Origin of the sequence: Methanolinea sp. (assembly GCA_030055515.1) — an archaeon.
In the GTDB taxonomy this organism is placed as follows: Archaea; Halobacteriota; Methanomicrobia; order Methanomicrobiales; family Methanospirillaceae; genus Methanolinea_A.
Genome location: JASFYI010000001.1, coordinates 230,224 through 245,375, shown reverse-complemented (window position 1 = coordinate 245,375; position 15,152 = coordinate 230,224). Strand labels below are relative to the sequence as shown.

Sequence of the window (15,152 nt, the reverse complement as noted above, 5' to 3'; positions counted from 1 at the left end):
AAACGGTGAAACCTGCGTGCTCCCCGCGGTTCCGTTGTACGCTCCCTCACACCTGCTGGGAGAGGTCGCGCAGCCTCTGCGAGACGAACTCGACGAGTTCCCTCGACTCGTTCCGCGCGTTCTTCAGGAATCCCTCGTACGCCGCGATCGCGTCTGCCGTCTTGGAGAGCTTCTCGCACGCGAGGGCCTTGTTCAGGAATGCCCGGGCGTACCCCGGTTTCACCCGCAGCGCCCTGTCGAACTCCTCGATCGCCTCCCTGCACATGTTGCGGTTGTAGTAGATGCTCCCCATGTTGAAGTATGCCTCTGCGAGGTCCGGGCGGAGTGACACTGCCTTCGAGAAATCGGCGATGGCCTCCTCGTAGAGTCCCCTCTTGCCGTACTCGATGCCCCTGTTGTAGTATGCCGTCGGGTTTTCGGGATTCAGCTCGATTGCCCGTGAAAAGTCCGCGAGGGCCTCGCCCGACATGCCGAGCGCGGCCCGGGCATTCCCGCGGTTGTTGTAGGCCTTGTCGTTTGCCGGGGAGAGCTCGATCGCCCTCGTGTAATCGGCGATGGCCTCCTCGAACTTCTCGATGCGCTGGTAGGCGACACCCCTGTTGTAGTATGCCTCGGCGAGGTCCGGCTTCATCTCGATCGCCCGGGAGAAATCCGCCATCGCCTGTTCTATCAGGCCCTTCCTCCCGTACTCTATCCCTCGGTTGTAGTACGCCGTCGGGTTCCCGGGATTGATCTCTATCGCGCGCGAGAAGTCGGCGATCGCCTCGTCGTACATCCCGAGCGCCGAGTGGGCGTTCCCGCGGTTGTTGTAGGCCTTCTCGTTGTCGGGGGAGAGTTCGAGCGTGCGCGTGTAATCGGCAATCGCCTCCTCGAGCATCCCCTTCTTGTGGTAGGCGACACCCCTGTTGTAGTATGCCTCGGCGAGGTCGGGCCTGAGGGCCACCGCCTTCCCGAAGTCCCTTATCGCGTCGTCGAGCATCCCCGCCTCCCCGTACTCGATCCCCCGGTTGTAGTACGCGACCGGGTTACCGGGGTCTAGCTCGATCGCCCTCGAGAAGTCCGCGATGGCCTCCCGCGACCGCCCCTTGGAGGCGTGGACGTTCCCCCGGTTCACCCACGCCCTCGCGTTCTTCGGGTCGACCTCGGTCGCCTTCGTGTAGTCGGCCATGGCCTCCTCCCCCATTCCGAGGCTCTCGAAGATGAGCCCCCGCGCGATGAGGAGGTCCGCGTCGGTGGGGGAGTTCTCGAGGGCGCGGGTGAGGTCCGCGATGGCCTCCTCGTAGCGCCTTTCCTTGGTGTATTCCCTCGCCCTCGCGGAATAAGCCTCCACGGAGCGGGAGTTGAGTCGGATCGCGTTCGAGAAGTCCTCGATTGCCTTCGCCGTATCCCCGCACTTGCTCCTCTCCTGTCCCCTGCACATGTATGCCTCGTACATCCGGGGATCGACCTCGAGGGCGCGCGTGAAATCCGCTATTGCCTCCCGGGATTCTCCCCTCTCGGAGTGCAGGCGGCCACGGAGGAGATACGCCTGGGCATCCGCGGGCCGGATCTCGAGTGCCCGAGAGATTTCCGCGATCGCCTCGTCGATCCGTCCGAGCTTGGAGAGTGCGCGTGCCCTCTGGGAGTGCGCGTCGGGGTTCGCGGGTTCAAGTTCGACCGCCCTCGAGAAGTCCGCGAGTGCATCCTCGTCCCTCCCGATGCGGGACTCTTCGAGGCCCCTCTGGATGTAGAGGACCGCGTTGTTGGGATCGAGTACCATTGCCGCGGAGAGATCGTCGATGGCTCGCTCGGAAAATCCCTTCCGCGAGTACTGGGCGGCACGGGCCGCGAACGCCTCGGCGTAGTGGGGGCGCATCTCTATCGCGCGCGAAAAGTCCCGGATCGCCATGTCGCACAGTCCGATGCGCGCGAACTCGCATGCCCTGTGGTAGAGTGCCTCGGGGTACGCGGGGCGGATCTCGAGCGCCTTCGTGAACTCGGAGATGGCCCTGTCCGAGAGGTTCGCCTTCTGGTACTCGATGCCCCGGGCAAAGCACGCCTCCGCGAACTTCGGGTTAATCTTGAGTGCGCGCGTGTAGTCGCATATCGCGTCCTCGAGTCTCCCGAGCCTGTCGAACTCGTTTCCCCTGTTGAAGTACGCCTCGATGTAGCCGGGGTCGATCTCGATGGCGCGCGTGAAGTCCTCTATCGCCTTCTCCGGCTGGCCGAGCCGCGAGTACTCCATCCCCCTCCTGTTGTAGAGCTCGGGGTTGTCGGGCGCACGGTCGATCTCCTCCGATATCTCGCGTATCACGGGGTCCTCGACGGGCCCGGGCTCCGGCGGGACTGCCTGTGCCTCTCCCTCCCCGGGAGCAGGGGTCTCCCCCGCGGGGGCGGGCACTTCTCCCTCGGCCGCCTCCGCCTCCCCCGTCGCCGCCTCGCCGGTTGTGATCCGGGAGAAGACCTCGAGGGCCTTAGAAAATTCTGCGATCGCCTCGTCGTACTTCCCGAGCCTGTTGAAGAGTACCCCCCTGTTGTTGTAGGCCTCGACGAAGCACGGGTTTATCTCTATCGCCTTCGCGTAGTGGTCGAGCGCGGTCTCCACGAGCCCCAGACGGCTGTACTCGACGCCGAGGTTGTTGTGGGCCTCCGCGTAGGCGGGATTCTTCTCGAGGCACTGGAGGTAATCCGCGATCGCTGCCTCGGGCTGGCCCTTCTTCCCGTACGCGAGGCCCCTATTGTAGAGGATGTCGGCGTTGTCTGGGGAGAGTTCGAGAGCCCTCGTGTAGTCCGCGATCGCATCGTCGAGGTGCCCGAGGCGGGAGAATTCGATGCCCCTGTTGAAGAGCGCCTCGGAAAAGGTCGGGTCCAGTTCGAATGCCCTCGTGTAGTCCTCGATGGCCTTCTCGTGCATCCCCCTCCTCGCGTAGATGACACCCCGGTTGTTGTACGCCGCGGCGTGTTTCGGGTCCCTCGACACCACCTCGGTGAAGTCCGCGATGGCGAGGTCGTCCTCGCCCAGCCGGGCATACTCGAGGCCCCTGTTGTAGTATGCCTCGGTGAAGTCCGGGTCGAGGGAGATCGCGCTTGAAAAGTCTGCGATCGCGTTCTCCGGCCTGTTCTGGAGCGAGTGGGCAATTCCCCGGTTGTAGTAAGCCTCCGGGAAATTCGGGTTCAGCCTGATCGCGTGGGTGTAATCCTCGATCGCACCCGCATAATCGTGTTTCCCTGCCTTTGCGACACCCCTGTTGTGGTACGCCTCGGCGTCCTCCGGATTGATCTCGATGGCCCGGGTGTAATCTGCGATCGCCTCGTCAAATAGCCCCTTCTTGTGGAACGCGATGCCACGGTTGTAGTATATCTCGCCGTCCATCAGCAGAGACCACCCGGGTGGAGAACGCGCGTCGGTAGGTGAATCGCCAACCCCTCGTACTGGATGTATCCGTCACAATATTAATGGTATTCCCGCTTCCCGCGCGGAAAAACCCCCTCGTGGGATACCGTTCTCTCCCCGGGAGATTCGCAAAAAATATCAAGGTCCATCGCTTACAAATCTCACCGAAATCCGGCAGGACACTTCCCCCGCCCCGGAACGAGGACCTGCAGGGTGCCTTTTTCCCGGCAAGGGAGGTGTCTTGGGAACCGCGGACCGGCGTTCGGAAGGGAGGAGCGAGAAAAATGGGCGCGTCCACGATATCAAGGGTAGTCTTTCCCGCGATGTGCCTCGTGCTGGTAATCTCTTTTGCCTCGGCAGACCTGCAGAACGTGGTCATCTACGAGACAGACTTCTCCGAGAATCCGGGGTGGATCACGAACAGTCCCTCGCGGTACTACTGGGACGGGTCTCGGGGGATGTACCACTTCAAGACCGAGGGGGGGACGAACGCGTATGCATACGTTCCCGTCCAGTACGACGGGCAGTCGTTCACCCTCGACTACGACGTTGTCATCCTCGTCTCCCAGCCCAACAGCGCGTTCCGCTTCGGGCTCACGAGCATGGAGATGGACTTCACGCGTGGAACGACGGTCCTCTCCGCATTCGAGAACGGGAAATTCGGCAGGCTCTTTTCCCTCCGCGTCATCGACCAGAACAACCAGATGCGCGAGGTATCCAGTTACTATGCCTCGTACTGCGGGGACATGGCCGGGTGCAACACGGTCGAATTCAAGGAGAACACCACGTACCACGTCACCGTGAGGTACAACAGGGACCTGCGGAACGCGGACATCAAGATCGTCAGGAAAGACACGGGGGAGGTGGTATTCGGCTACTTTGTCCCCGTCGCCCGCGAGCTCCTCTACATGAACAGGATCGCGATCACGACAAAGGGGGATTATTTCTCCGGGCCATTCACCGAGGGCTACATCGACAACGTGAGGCTCGAAATCCTCGCGGCGGTCACGCCGACGCAAAGCCCGACGCCAAGTCTGACGTCTACCCCCACGACAGGGGTGACCAGCCCCACGACCGTTCCCCCAACGACCCTGCCGACCACGACAGCGACCGCCACGGCGACGGCAACGGCACTCCCCGCGATGCTCCCCCTCGTCGCACTCGCCGCGGCGGGCCTCGCAGCACGCGCGGTGGCGGGGCGGAGGGCGTGAGACCGGAAACTCCCCGTGCACCGCCCGGGGACGCTTGAGAGGGACGCGAGGGCAAGGGTATGGCAGGCGACGGCGAGGACGAACACGTCGTGGAGGCAATAGGGCGGGCACGGGTCGTCATCCGCGGCGGGAAGGTCGTCTCGGTGGGAGAACCCTTGATTTGGGAATGCCCGCTCGCGCGGAGGTTCGGCAAGCCCGTGCACCCCATCACCCCCGAGGCGATCAGGGAGAACATGGAGTACCGGATCCGGGCATTCGGGATGTGCACGCCGGATAGGATCGTCGAGGCGAGGGGCGATTACGTGGATTTCGGTGCATCCGAGCTCCTCGCCTGCGGCCTTGAGTCCGGGCTCCTCTCGTGTGCGGTCATCGCGTGCGACGGCGCGGGCAGCGTCATCGTGTCGTCCCCATCCCTCGTCCAGGGAATTGGGGGGAGGATGTCGGGTCTCGTGAAGACCTCGCCGATCGCGGAAGTCATCCAAAGGATAAGGGAGAAGGGAGGTATCGTGTACGACCCCGCGCGCGCATCGGTAGACCAGCCGGGAGCGGTCCGGGTGGCCCGGGCGGCAGGCCACGAGAGGATTGGGGTGACCGTCACTTCCGCAACCGATGCCCTGTCGATCCGCCGCGATTTCCCCGGCGCCCTCGTGATCGCTGTCCACACGACGGGCGTGTCCGAGGAGGACGCGCGCGTCCTCGTCCGGAACGCCGACATCGTGACGGCCTGCGCGTCCCGCCACGTGAGAGAGCTCGCCGGCCCGGTCGCGCTCCTCCAGGCAGGCGTCTCGATCCCGGTATTTGCGGTGACCCCGGCGGGAAAGGATCTCGTGCTCGAGAAGGTGCGCCGGTCACCCTCGCAGGTTCTCGTGAAGAGCGCGCGTCTCCCCTTCACGCTCGGCGACGAGCCACGCCCCCTCGTGTAGGGGGATACCGCTCCGATTCTCCCGGATGGTGCGCATTCACCGCGTGGTGAAAAAAGGATGAGAGATGCGAGGGATGGGATTTGAACCCAAGAACCCCTGCGGGACCAGCCCCTCAAGCTGGCGCCTTTGACCTGGCTCGGCAACCCTCGCGCGTGCCTATATAGATGGATGCGTCCCTGAAATAAGATTATCCCTTCTTCGTTCTCCTGCGTAACTCCCCTGGGAAACAGGCCCGTGTCCCGGGAGGGGGCGACCGCCCACCGTGCTCCACGCCTGCTCCCCCGGGGCAACCTTGCAGGCACCGATGCCCCTTCCCGCTCGCTGGTGCATATTTATATGCAGGCGCGAAATTCATCACTATGTGGTCGGAGATCATCAGGGAATTTTCCGATTCCCCTTCCCAGGCAAAAGTCGTGAAATTCCTCCTCGAGAACGGCTTTTCCGTGAACGAGAGGGGGCGGATTGCGTGCAACGGCCTCGAGGTGCCGTCCACGCAGGTCGCGAGGGCGACCGGGACGGACCGGAGGGTCGTCGACGCGACGGCCCGGAGGATCCTCTCCCTCCCCCTCCACCGCACCGTCTTCTCCCACATGAGGGTGACTCCTGACCTCTCCCAGGTCGCAGGTCACCTGGGCCTCTCCGTGATGACAATCTATCCCGTCGACGCGACCGAGAAAGGGATAGTGAGCGGTGCCGTCCGGGTCATATCAGAGGCGGGGCTCTCCATCCGCCAGATATACGTGACCGATCCCCTCCTCTCCGAGGACCCCCGGCTCGTTGTCATCATCGACGGGGACTTCCCCCCGGCCGTGATAGAGGGTGTCCGCCGCCTCCCCCAGGTGCGAAAGATCGTGCTCTGACGCGGGAAAGGGGAGAAGAGTCCCGTCGTCCCCGGGGTTCCTCACCCCCTCGCGGACTCCGCGAGTCCCCTGAAGGTCTCCATCTCGAGCCACAGGCGGAAGATCCGCCTGCGCACTTTCCGGGGGAGGTACATGGCCCGCATCATCCGCTCTTCTATCCCGACGACGCGCGATCCCGAGACGAGGTTATCGGCATTCGCGACAGCCCTCTCCTCGGCGGTCCCCGGGATGCAGTCCACGGGCCGGAGGCGGAGGAGTGTGCACTCGTCGGCGGTCAGGCCAGCGCCGAGGTGACACTCGACGATCCTCGCAATCTCCTCCCCAAGCCCGATCTCCCTGCAGTACTCGGCCCCGGCCTGCGCGTGGGAGAGGTCGTGCGTCCTGCTCCTCCCGATGTCGTGGAGCATCGCACCGGCGAGGAGGATCTCGCGGTCCATGATCCCGGGGATGTAGAACTCCAAGGCGAGGTCGCGGACCGCCTCGCAGTGCCGGATCACCCCCGCGCTGCAGCCGGCCTCCTCGAGGATCTGCCTCCACGCGCCGCGCCCGTCCTCACGCATGCCCGAGAGATTCCCTGATTGCCCTGATCCTCCGCTGCAGAGCCCGCAGGAGTATCTCGTTGTCGAAGTGCTCGAGGGGGTTGTCGCACGAGGGGCACTGGAATTCCGTGTCCATCGCCCTGTCGAACGTGCAGATCTCGCCGCAGGACTTGCATATGTAAAAATCGTTCTCCTCCTCGAATCTCTCCCGTGCCTCGAGCTTCTCGAGTACCTGGGCCATGTCCTCGGCGATGACCTCGTATATCCTGTCCATCCGGAGCTGCCAGAGGTAGGTGAGCCACCCCGTCTCAGTATTCTTGATCCGGCGGTACTCCGCGAGTCTCTTCTCGTAGAGGGTATAGAGGGTGTGCCGAACGGAATTGAGATTGATGCCTGTCTTCTCGGCGAGTTCCTCATCGGAGAACTCCCCTTCCTCCGGGAAACTCTCGATGAGCGCGATCCCCTCCTCCCCGACCAGCCGGTTCAGGTAAGTGCGGATCGCTGGATTCGCGAGTATCTCCTCCATACGACCTTCACCGTACGTATTGTCGGACTCTCCTGATATGTGTATCCAGGAGACCCCACGCTTCCTCCGCCGTCTCACCCCAGCCGTACACGCTCACGATCGCCTGGCCCTCCTCGAAGGACGCGCCGGGCCACGGGATGTCCGAGACGGCCGGGAAGAGGGGGGAGAGATCTCCTTCAACGGTGCAGTCCCTCTCCGCGAAGAGTATCCTGCGGACCGCGACGCGGGCGGGGTGGAGAGTGTCTGGCGACGGGAGCGTCCCGTGGCACGCCTGCACGTGCGCGGAGAAGAGGTTTATCCCAAGGGACATCTCGACGGTATCGAGGGTCGCCTGGAACCGCGGGTTCACCTCGATCGCGAAGAAGTCGCGTTCGCCGAGGACGAAATCGATGCCGATGCACCCCCTGCACCCGGAGGAGGCAGCGATCCTCTCCGCGCACGCGGCCATCCTTTGGGCGAGGGGGTGGTCAAGGGGGGTCAGCGACCCGCAAAACCCGTACGCGGAATCCCCTGCCCCGCGGAGGATCTGCATGTTCGCCGCGACGGCCCTCGCGTGTCCCCTCCCGTCCGCAAGGCACGAGACGGATGCCGGGATCCCCTCCACGACCTCCTGCACGATCGCTTCAATAGCCCCGAACTCCTCCCGCCACGACGCGAGTTCCCGGGCAGAGGAGACGACCCTGTTGCGCCACCCCCCGGATCCCCACCGCGGCTTGACCATCGCGGGGTACTGATTGTCCCCGCGCAACCGCGGGACCGGGACACCCAGCGACTCGAAGAACTCCTGCGTCGCGAGCTTGTCGAGGAACCTTGCAGCCACGCCGGGGGGCGTCCCGAGGACGGGCAGGTCCCGGAGGAGCGCCTCCGCGCCTGACGTGGGGATCGCCCAGTCGATCCGGTGCCTCCCGCACATCTCCGAGACGGCCGCCGGGAGGTCGTCGAGGTCCTCGAACCGGATCATGTCATGGGTGTACCACGAGAGGTCCTGGTCGCAGAAGTGGTCGACGGCGTAGACGGTGTAGCCTGCCGCGTGCGCCGACTTCGCGACGTGCCTCGTCGAGAAACCCGCGACGAGGACTGACCCGGTCATACCTCCTCGCAGCGCTTCCCCCTCGGGGAGGGGATTATCCTCACGCGGCCACCCGGGAACTCCCTGCCGAGTTCCTCGCCCATAAACAGCCTGTCGAGGAAGACGGCGAGCCCCGCAACCTCCGAGTGGGGCTGGTTCGTGATGGCCACGTTGTAGTCGGCGAGCGAGAATACCTCCGCGGGCACCTTCTCTGCCCCGACGACGACGAGGATACGCTCGAGTTCCCTCAGCATCGGCTCGAGTTGCTGGACGGGCTCGCCGTACATGGTCAGGTGTACGACCGTGCCGCCCGATTCCTTCCACTCCCTGACGATCTTCTTCCAAGAGACCCCGTCCTCGACGGAGAAGTCCCCGCCGAATCGCCTCACAACGTCCCTTATCCCCTCGACGATCCCGGGGTCGCGCGAGGCGAGGTACATGCCCCTCGCACCGAGGGCGCGGGCCGCGAGCCCCACGTGCGTCGTCACCCGCTGGTCCCTCCCGGGACGGTGACCAAGGCGGAGGACCCAGACGTCGGTCATTGTTCAGGCCCCGGGTCACCCTTCACCTTGATGACCCCTCCCTCGACGACGAAGGGAAAATCCTTCCTGTACTTGGCCTGGCAGCGGATGAGCATCTCGTGGACGGAGAGGACGCGGATCTTCCCCTCTTTTTCCCTCTCGATGAGGAACGCTCTCTCGAGCCTCTCGAGCGACGACTGGATATCGTCCACGGGGCACCGGAGGCATTCCGCGAGTGACTCCGGGTCGCGCGTGGGATCCGCCGCGATGTAGTGGTAGACGGCCCAGTCCAGGTCTTCCTCCTTCATGTCCTCCCGGTGATTCATGTAGTGCACGGGAAACGATAATCCTCGTGGTACACCCCTCGTCCCCCCGTGGTGGAAAACCGCGTTCCACTATGTATAAGCACGCGGAGAACCAAGAACGGGAGTACCATGCAGGAGGGTGAAGGTCGGCTCTCCGATGATGACCTCGCGGGGATCGCAGATTCCATCCTCGAGCGCGCGGGGGACGACGAGGATGCACTCGCGCGGGAACTCGATCGGCTCGCCCCGCCGGTGAGGGAACGACTCCTCTCGTCCGATTTCCTGAACGCTTACCAGGTCTACTACTACTTCTACAGGAGAGAGCCGGGAGAGCTCGAACGGGACCGGCTCCTCCTCCAGCCCGCGTCCGCGCTCGGGAACGGCGTTCTCATCGACGAGCGCGACCTCTTCGAGGTCATATTCCGGGTCGAGGGGGGAGAGCCCGTCATGAGCGTGAGCGACGGGGAGCGCGTGCTCGCGAACTTCAGGGGAAAGGACGCCCACGAGAGAGCGTTGCGGTTCGTCGACGAGTCCGTGTAGCGATTGCCCGGTGCGGGGAGGGCAGGAGAGATGCGGGCAGGTCTCCCTCCTTCCAGCCCTCCTGCCCGGTTCCCCCCTTCATCCCCCCGCGTCGCTCACCTCCGATGCCCGCCGGATTATCTCCTTCAGTCTCTCGAGGCGGACTGCTTCCGGGGTAGGTGGCCGATCCTCCCCCTTCCCCTTTCTCTCGAGGAGGGCCGAGAACGCTTCCTGGGCCCTGACAATGCGCGAGAGCCTGCAGTACTCCTCGAGGAACTGCCGCCACCCGGCCTTTCCGGCAACCCTTTCCCTCACGGTCCTCATCTTCTCCTTCTCCGCGAGGAGGTCGGCCACGGTCTTCTTGAGGGCCCGCAGGTCGAACGGTTTCATCACGTACCCGTCGATGAGCGGGGCGTACCTCTCGGCCTCCTCCCGCGTGGGGGGCTTTGCCGTCACCATCAGGACACGGACGGGGTCGTTTTCCCGGTCGCTCCGGATGCGTTCGAGGACCGTCCAGCCGTCCATGCGGGGCATCACGATGTCGAGCAGGACGAGGTCGGGCTTCTCCCTCGAGACGAGGGCGAGGCACTCTTCGCCACTCCCCGCGGCGTGGACGATGTACCCCTCCATCTCGAGGATCGCCCGGAGGATGCTGATTATCCCGGGGTTGTCGTCCACGACGAGGATGATCGGCGCCATCCGGATCCTGCCACCTACCACGGCCCTCCCGTCACGAGATCCCTGTCGACGCGTGCACTGACGAGGGGGGGGAGATTTCCCGCACGGAAGATCCACTCGCCCTCGATCGCGAGCACGCCCGTGACGCGGTCCCACGGGACGCGGGCCATCACCTCCTGCCTGCGCGGCGAGAGGGTGTTGCAAAGAGCAGTCGCCCACGCGTCTGCGAGGCAGGGATCGCGCGCGATGACGCAGACAGCGTCCGCCGTCCCGAAGGAGAGGGACGGTCCGACGGTCGCCGACGAGGTGCAGATGCCGAGGATCTCCTCCTGCGGGGGTATCCTGAACGCGAGGCGGTCGCTGTGGACCGACTCTCCCGCGTGGATGCCGACGGATATCGGCCTGTCCGTGACCATGGCGATGTCCCCGCCGTTGTCGACAACCGCGAGGCCCGCCCCCTCCCTGACCATCTCCTCGACGCCGGCAAGGGCAATCGCGCCGGCGACTGCCGCCATCGGCCCCACCCCCGCCGAGACCCCCGCGGCCGACATCCTGTCGACGACCGGGATCCCGGTGTGCACGGGGTACGGTTCCAGCGTCGCGGAGAAGTAGGGGTCGCCGGCGATGTAGCGCTCGAGCTCCTGGCGTGCGCGGATAATCCCCCTCCGCGCGGCCTCGACGTGCTCCTCCCTCTCCGCGAGGATCGTCGCGATCGTCTCCCTGAAGTGGAACCGCCGGCGTATCACACTCTGGTATTGTCCCCGCAGGCGAAAAACGCGTCTGTCGGCGACGGTTTCCCGGGCAGTTTTTTCTCTCCCTGCACCGAGAACTCTCATGGGTGACCGCACGGGGGATAGCAGGGGAGGGGCACCGCAGGTTCCGCGCCACGCGTCCACGGGCGCCCGCCTACATCGTCGTCCTCTGCGTCAACTGGCCGGAATTGGAGACTCTCCAGGGCCTCGTCGAGAGAATTGTGGGGCTCTCGCGCGACGAGCGTTTCTTCCCCCACGTGACGCTCTGCGGCCCCCTCACCCTCCGGCGCGGGGCAGACATCCTCCCGCTCCTCGACCGTGCCCTCCGCGACCTCTCCCCTCCCGGGAGACTCCACCCCCTCCACCTCGAAATGTTCCGGGGGAGGAAGGGTATCGCCGTCTCTCTCGTCCTCCGCGAGGACCCCCCGCTCGCCGCGTGCGCCCGCGCGGTCGCATCCGCGCTCGTCCCCTCCTGCACGAGGTGCAACACCGTCGACACCACCGGGGGCCGCATCCTCCACGTCTCGGTCGCCGTCAACCTCCGCCGCGGGAAGGGGGAACGCGTCTATTCTCTCCTCCGCGGTCCCCGCGGGGCACTGGCCAGCGAGGCGCAGCGGCTCCTCCGGGGGAGACCGCCCCTCGCCCACGCGGTCGCCGTGATCAGGAGGGGCACCCTCTGGAGGGCGTACGACTTCTCCCTGCGGGAGTGGGTGGACAGGAGCGGGATATTCCGCGCGCGGGCCACCCGCAGGAAGGGCCGTCTGGCCGGGAAAAACGGGAACGGGGAGTCGCGGGGACGGTGAAATTCCTCCCCGCGGCCGGTTCAGATCGCTCCCCTCCGCGAGAGGGCACGGTGGGGGCATACCTCGATGCACCTCCCGCAGAGGATGCACTTGCGCGCGTCCATCCTGATCCGGAAATCCTCGTCGAACGAGAAAACCTCCTGCGGGCATATCCCGATGCACGCCCCGCAGTCGATGCACTCGGACTCGTCGCGGACGATCTCGTCCTCGAGGATCCGGACCGCGGCCCCGAGATCCGTGAGCCTCTCCTTCACGACGCGGCACGACTCGTCCGGGATGTCGATGAGGGCCTCGCCCTCGTGCGAGTCGATGATGGCGCGCTCCACGTTCACGAGGACGCCGGTGTCGCGGACCACCTGCGCGATGATGGGCTTTTTGCCCTCCTTGCGGGAGAACGTGACGAGGAGCTTCACTTGAGCCACCTCCCCCCGAAGAGCTTGCCGAGGTCCATCGCGGTGAGTATCCCGATGACGTGCATCTCCCTGTCCACCACGGGGAGCGCGCTGATATTGTACTTCTCGAGCTTCCGGACGGCGACGTCGACGGGCTCGTCGGGGGTCGTGGTGATCACCCTCCGCTTCATGATGTCCCTCACGTAGTTCCCCTTCCCCGGGTTGACGACGGCCTTGGAGATGTCGTACGTGGTCACGATGCCCACGAGGACCCCCTCCTCGTTCACGACCGGGAGGTGGTTGGTCTCACCCTTCAGGAGCCGCGCGGCAGCCTCCCTGATGTGCTCGTCCTCCCCGATCGTCGGCACGCGGTGCTGCATGATCTGGACGACGCGCGGGCCCTGGACCGTCTCCCTCATCGGCTCTGCCCTCCGGGTGGGGTCGAGCCGCCGCGTGGGGAGCGTGAGGACGAGCCTCCCCCCCTCGACCCACTTCTTCAGCTCGGCCGCGACCATGCGCGCGCGCGAAAAGCTCGAGAGCGAGGACGTGCGGACTTCCTCGCCCCCTATCTCCACCTTCCCCGACCGGAGCATCGCGTAGTTCACGCGCGCGAGCGAGGGGCGCGAACGCGAGGGGACGCTGTAGTCGATGACGTCGACCCATATGTCCTCGTCGCGCACCGCGGTGCACCGGACCGTCTCGATGTCGAGGACGGGTATCGGCACGCCGAGTCCCACGTAGAGCGTCACGCCGTACCCTGTCATCGTCGCCGCGCGGAGGAACTCGGTATTCATCTCCTTGAGGTTCCCGGTCACCATGAGCGTCCCGAACCCGGTCGCCGGGGACGCCTGCGTTCCCTCGCCGATGACCATCCCCTCCGCCCCGCCGAGGAAACAGGGGACACCCGGCCCGATGAGCCTCAGCTTCGGGTCGTTTGCGAGCGGGTTGAGGACCCCCGCGCCCGAGTACGTGACGTTCCCGATGGACGGGAGGAGCATCCCCATGTAGGTGTAGAGGACCCTGTCCCCGGAGTTTGCCGCGGCGTTGTACTTCTGGTACCCGTTCCGCGGGTTGACCATGATGGCCTGGTTGCAGCTCTCGAGGAGGATCTCGGTCGTGAGCGTCCTGCGCGGGTAACAGTCGGTCCCCCTCGAGATCGCCCGCAGCTCGACCGATCTCCCCGAGACGAGGTCTTCCATGACGTGGGCACCCCCGTAGTTCTCCTCCCGCGTCGTGGACTTCTCGGTCGCGCCGAGGTACGCGTCGACGGCCGCGATCCCGGCGTACGCTTCCACGTCGTTGAGCCAGACCTTCTCCATCCGGATCGGGGGATCGGCGTGGCCAAAGTTGAAAAAACACCCTGAGGAGCACATCGCCCCGAACGTGCCGGTCGTGACGACGTCCACCTCTGCGAGGGCCCCCTCCTCGCCGAGTTCCTCGACGATCCGCGGCATCTCCTCGGCGGTGACCACCCGTGCATTGCCCTCTCTTATCCTCTCGTTAATCTCCTGGATGGTCTTGCGCATGGGATAATGTGTAAAAATGAATATTTAAAGAAGTTTCGTATTACTCGAGGTAATAAACCTTTGATTACCTCCCGCGCGCAGGTACAATTGATGGACCTCGCGGAATTCCTCTCCCTCATGGAGGGGATCGCGCCGGCAGGCCTCGCGGAGGAGTGGGACCGGGACAAGATCGGCCTCGTCGTCGAGGGGAACCGGGATATCGGGCACGTCTGCTGTGCCGTCGACGCGACTCCCGCGGTCGTCGGCAGGGCGATCGCGTCGGGTGCAGACGCGCTCGTCGTGCACCACACGCCCCTCTGGACACCCGTCACTGCGGTGAGGGGACCGCTCGCGACCCTCATGAGGGGCGTCCTCTCGTCGGGCATGCACGTCTACGTCCTCCACACCAACTTCGACCGCGCCCCCGGCGGCATCAACGACGCGCTCGCCGGGCTCCTCGGCCTTGCGAACTGCCGGGGACTCTCCCTCGGAGTGGTCGGTGACTGCCCGCTCTCCGTTCCCGGGATCGCCCGGCGGCTCGGCTGCCCGGTCACCGCGTGGGGCGACCCCTGCCTGCCCGGTCCGCTCGGCCTCGCGGGGGGCTCGGCGTTCACCCCCGAGCTCATCGCCGAGGCGGCTGCCGCGGGTGCGCGGGCATTCCTCTCGGCCGACCTGAAGCACGCCGTTGCCCGCGCCTCCCCGCTCCCGCTCCTCGAGGCGACGCACTACGCCCTCGAGTCCCCCGGCATGAGGGCACTCGCCCGCCGGATGGGATGGACGTACATCGACGACCCCCCCGCAGTCAGGACATGGAGCCCAGCGCGCTCTTCGAGAGGCTGAAGAGGGAAGGAGCACTCACCCCCCCGCTCCGGGACGAGATCGTCAGGCTCTTTGGAGAGAAGGGCAGGAAGGCGCTCGAGGCACTCGACTCGGGGAGGGTGATGCGGTACAGGGACTTCGACGTGGTCCGCGGCAGTTCCGGGACTTACGTCGTCGAGGAGGATTTCTGCACCTGCCACGACTACCTCTACAGGAAAGTGACGTGCTGGCACATCCTCGCGGTGCGGATCGCCGCCGCGACGGGCACCTTCCGCGAGGTCGACGAGTGGTACCACGAGGCCTGGACCGGGAAACCGTGAGGAAATCCAACAATTTTTATCGTTCCAAGCCGAATTC

17 protein-coding genes and 1 tRNA gene are annotated in these 15,152 nt (G+C 65.3%); 7 read left to right on the top strand and 11 right to left on the bottom strand.

The window, feature by feature from the left end:
• Positions 1-46: 46 nt before the first annotated feature.
• Entirely contained in the window at positions 47-3,352 is a 3,306-nt protein-coding gene (locus tag QFX32_01310; protein MDI9632677.1) for a tetratricopeptide repeat protein, read from the bottom strand.
• A 305-nt stretch (positions 3,353-3,657) separates the two neighbouring features.
• Here QFX32_01310 and QFX32_01305 point away from each other — a divergent pair, with 305 nt between their 5' ends.
• Positions 3,658-4,584: a hypothetical protein gene (locus tag QFX32_01305; protein MDI9632676.1), complete on the top strand. Its 927-nt coding sequence runs from the start codon at positions 3,658-3,660 to the stop codon at positions 4,582-4,584.
• A gap of 59 nt (positions 4,585-4,643) precedes the next feature.
• Entirely contained in the window at positions 4,644-5,507 is an 864-nt protein-coding gene (locus QFX32_01300) for a DUF2099 family protein (GenBank protein ID MDI9632675.1), read from the top strand.
• Between the two features lie 65 nt (positions 5,508-5,572).
• Here the strand turns inward: QFX32_01300 and QFX32_01295 are convergent.
• A tRNA-Leu gene (locus tag QFX32_01295) sits at positions 5,573-5,657 on the bottom strand.
• 209 nt (positions 5,658-5,866) lie between these two features.
• Here QFX32_01295 and QFX32_01290 point away from each other — a divergent pair.
• Positions 5,867-6,367: a regulator of amino acid metabolism, contains ACT domain protein gene (locus QFX32_01290; GenBank protein MDI9632674.1), complete on the top strand. Its 501-nt coding sequence runs from the start codon at positions 5,867-5,869 to the stop codon at positions 6,365-6,367.
• Between the two features lie 41 nt (positions 6,368-6,408).
• Here the strand turns inward: QFX32_01290 and QFX32_01285 are convergent, their stop codons facing one another.
• Genes QFX32_01285 through QFX32_01265 form a run of 5 tightly spaced genes read right to left on the bottom strand, consistent with a single transcriptional unit; the run spans position 6,409 to position 9,330 of the window.
• On the bottom strand, positions 6,409-6,927 hold the full coding sequence (locus QFX32_01285; protein MDI9632673.1) for an HDIG domain-containing protein: 519 nt from the start codon (positions 6,925-6,927) through the stop codon (positions 6,409-6,411).
• Entirely contained in the window at positions 6,920-7,432 is a 513-nt protein-coding gene (locus QFX32_01280; GenBank protein MDI9632672.1) for a transcription factor, read from the bottom strand. Before QFX32_01280 ends, QFX32_01285 begins: the two co-directional genes overlap by 8 nt.
• A 7-nt stretch (positions 7,433-7,439) precedes the next feature.
• Positions 7,440-8,522, bottom strand: coding sequence for an ATP-grasp domain-containing protein (locus QFX32_01275; protein ID MDI9632671.1), 1,083 nt, complete (start codon positions 8,520-8,522; stop codon positions 7,440-7,442).
• The gene (locus tag QFX32_01270; protein ID MDI9632670.1) at positions 8,519-9,043 is read right to left on the bottom strand and encodes a tRNA (cytidine(56)-2'-O)-methyltransferase; all 525 of its coding nucleotides are present in this window, start codon (positions 9,041-9,043) and stop codon (positions 8,519-8,521) included. Before QFX32_01270 ends, QFX32_01275 begins: the two co-directional genes overlap by 4 nt.
• Complete coding sequence (locus QFX32_01265; GenBank protein ID MDI9632669.1) at positions 9,040-9,330, bottom strand: MarR family transcriptional regulator; 291 nt, start codon at positions 9,328-9,330, stop codon at positions 9,040-9,042. The genes QFX32_01270 and QFX32_01265 overlap by 4 nt, the downstream gene beginning before the upstream one ends.
• Positions 9,331-9,456: 126 nt before the next feature.
• On the opposite strand from QFX32_01265, the gene QFX32_01260 reads away from it, so the two are divergent.
• Complete coding sequence (locus QFX32_01260) at positions 9,457-9,867, top strand: hypothetical protein (GenBank protein MDI9632668.1); 411 nt, start codon at positions 9,457-9,459, stop codon at positions 9,865-9,867.
• A 78-nt stretch (positions 9,868-9,945) separates the two neighbouring features.
• On the opposite strand, the gene QFX32_01255 is transcribed toward QFX32_01260, so the two are convergent.
• Positions 9,946-10,566 carry a response regulator gene (locus QFX32_01255; protein ID MDI9632667.1) on the bottom strand — a complete coding sequence of 207 codons (621 nt, stop codon included), beginning with the start codon at positions 10,564-10,566 and terminating at the stop codon, positions 9,946-9,948.
• The gene (locus QFX32_01250) at positions 10,560-11,270 is read right to left on the bottom strand and encodes a UPF0280 family protein (protein ID MDI9632666.1); all 711 of its coding nucleotides are present in this window, start codon (positions 11,268-11,270) and stop codon (positions 10,560-10,562) included. The genes QFX32_01255 and QFX32_01250 overlap by 7 nt, the downstream gene beginning before the upstream one ends.
• 92 nt (positions 11,271-11,362) lie before the next feature.
• On the opposite strand from QFX32_01250, the gene QFX32_01245 reads away from it, so the two are divergent.
• Positions 11,363-12,079 (top strand): hypothetical protein, encoded by a 717-nt coding sequence (locus QFX32_01245; GenBank protein MDI9632665.1) that lies wholly within the window; start codon positions 11,363-11,365, stop codon positions 12,077-12,079.
• A gap of 20 nt (positions 12,080-12,099) precedes the next feature.
• On the opposite strand, the gene QFX32_01240 is transcribed toward QFX32_01245, so the two are convergent.
• Positions 12,100-12,492, bottom strand: a complete 393-nt coding sequence (locus tag QFX32_01240) for a 4Fe-4S binding protein (protein ID MDI9632664.1) — start codon at positions 12,490-12,492, stop codon at positions 12,100-12,102.
• On the bottom strand, positions 12,489-13,997 hold the full coding sequence (locus QFX32_01235; protein ID MDI9632663.1) for a homocysteine biosynthesis protein: 1,509 nt from the start codon (positions 13,995-13,997) through the stop codon (positions 12,489-12,491). Before QFX32_01235 ends, QFX32_01240 begins: the two co-directional genes overlap by 4 nt.
• Positions 13,998-14,087: 90 nt before the next feature.
• Here QFX32_01235 and QFX32_01230 point away from each other — a divergent pair, with 90 nt between their 5' ends.
• Together QFX32_01230 and QFX32_01225 are read left to right on the top strand one after the other, a co-directional pair.
• A complete protein-coding gene (locus QFX32_01230) occupies positions 14,088-14,816 on the top strand; it encodes a Nif3-like dinuclear metal center hexameric protein (GenBank protein ID MDI9632662.1) in 729 nt (242 codons plus the stop codon).
• The gene (locus QFX32_01225; protein ID MDI9632661.1) at positions 14,786-15,115 is read left to right on the top strand and encodes an SWIM zinc finger family protein; all 330 of its coding nucleotides are present in this window, start codon (positions 14,786-14,788) and stop codon (positions 15,113-15,115) included. Before QFX32_01230 ends, QFX32_01225 begins: the two co-directional genes overlap by 31 nt.
• The last annotated feature ends 37 nt before the right edge of the window (positions 15,116-15,152 follow it).

Bases quoted from the DNA above. Each gene is read 5' to 3' on its own strand.
- QFX32_01310 (MDI9632677.1), bottom strand. From the start codon at position 3,352: ATGGACGGCGAGATATACTACAACCGTGGCATCGCGTTCCACAAGAAG.
- QFX32_01305 (MDI9632676.1), top strand. From the start codon at position 3,658: ATGGGCGCGTCCACGATATCAAGGGTAGTCTTTCCCGCGATGTGCCTC.
- QFX32_01300 (MDI9632675.1), top strand. From the start codon at position 4,644: ATGGCAGGCGACGGCGAGGACGAACACGTCGTGGAGGCAATAGGGCGG.
- QFX32_01290 (MDI9632674.1), top strand. From the start codon at position 5,867: ATGTGGTCGGAGATCATCAGGGAATTTTCCGATTCCCCTTCCCAGGCA.
- QFX32_01285 (MDI9632673.1), bottom strand. From the start codon at position 6,927: ATGCGTGAGGACGGGCGCGGCGCGTGGAGGCAGATCCTCGAGGAGGCC.
- QFX32_01280 (MDI9632672.1), bottom strand. From the start codon at position 7,432: ATGGAGGAGATACTCGCGAATCCAGCGATCCGCACTTACCTGAACCGG.
- QFX32_01275 (MDI9632671.1), bottom strand. From the start codon at position 8,522: ATGACCGGGTCAGTCCTCGTCGCGGGTTTCTCGACGAGGCACGTCGCG.
- QFX32_01270 (MDI9632670.1), bottom strand. From the start codon at position 9,043: ATGACCGACGTCTGGGTCCTCCGCCTTGGTCACCGTCCCGGGAGGGAC.
- QFX32_01265 (MDI9632669.1), bottom strand. From the start codon at position 9,330: ATGAAGGAGGAAGACCTGGACTGGGCCGTCTACCACTACATCGCGGCG.
- QFX32_01260 (MDI9632668.1), top strand. From the start codon at position 9,457: ATGCAGGAGGGTGAAGGTCGGCTCTCCGATGATGACCTCGCGGGGATC.
- QFX32_01235 (MDI9632663.1), bottom strand. From the start codon at position 13,997: ATGCGCAAGACCATCCAGGAGATTAACGAGAGGATAAGAGAGGGCAAT.
- QFX32_01230 (MDI9632662.1), top strand. From the start codon at position 14,088: ATGGACCTCGCGGAATTCCTCTCCCTCATGGAGGGGATCGCGCCGGCA.
- QFX32_01225 (MDI9632661.1), top strand. From the start codon at position 14,786: ATGGAGCCCAGCGCGCTCTTCGAGAGGCTGAAGAGGGAAGGAGCACTC.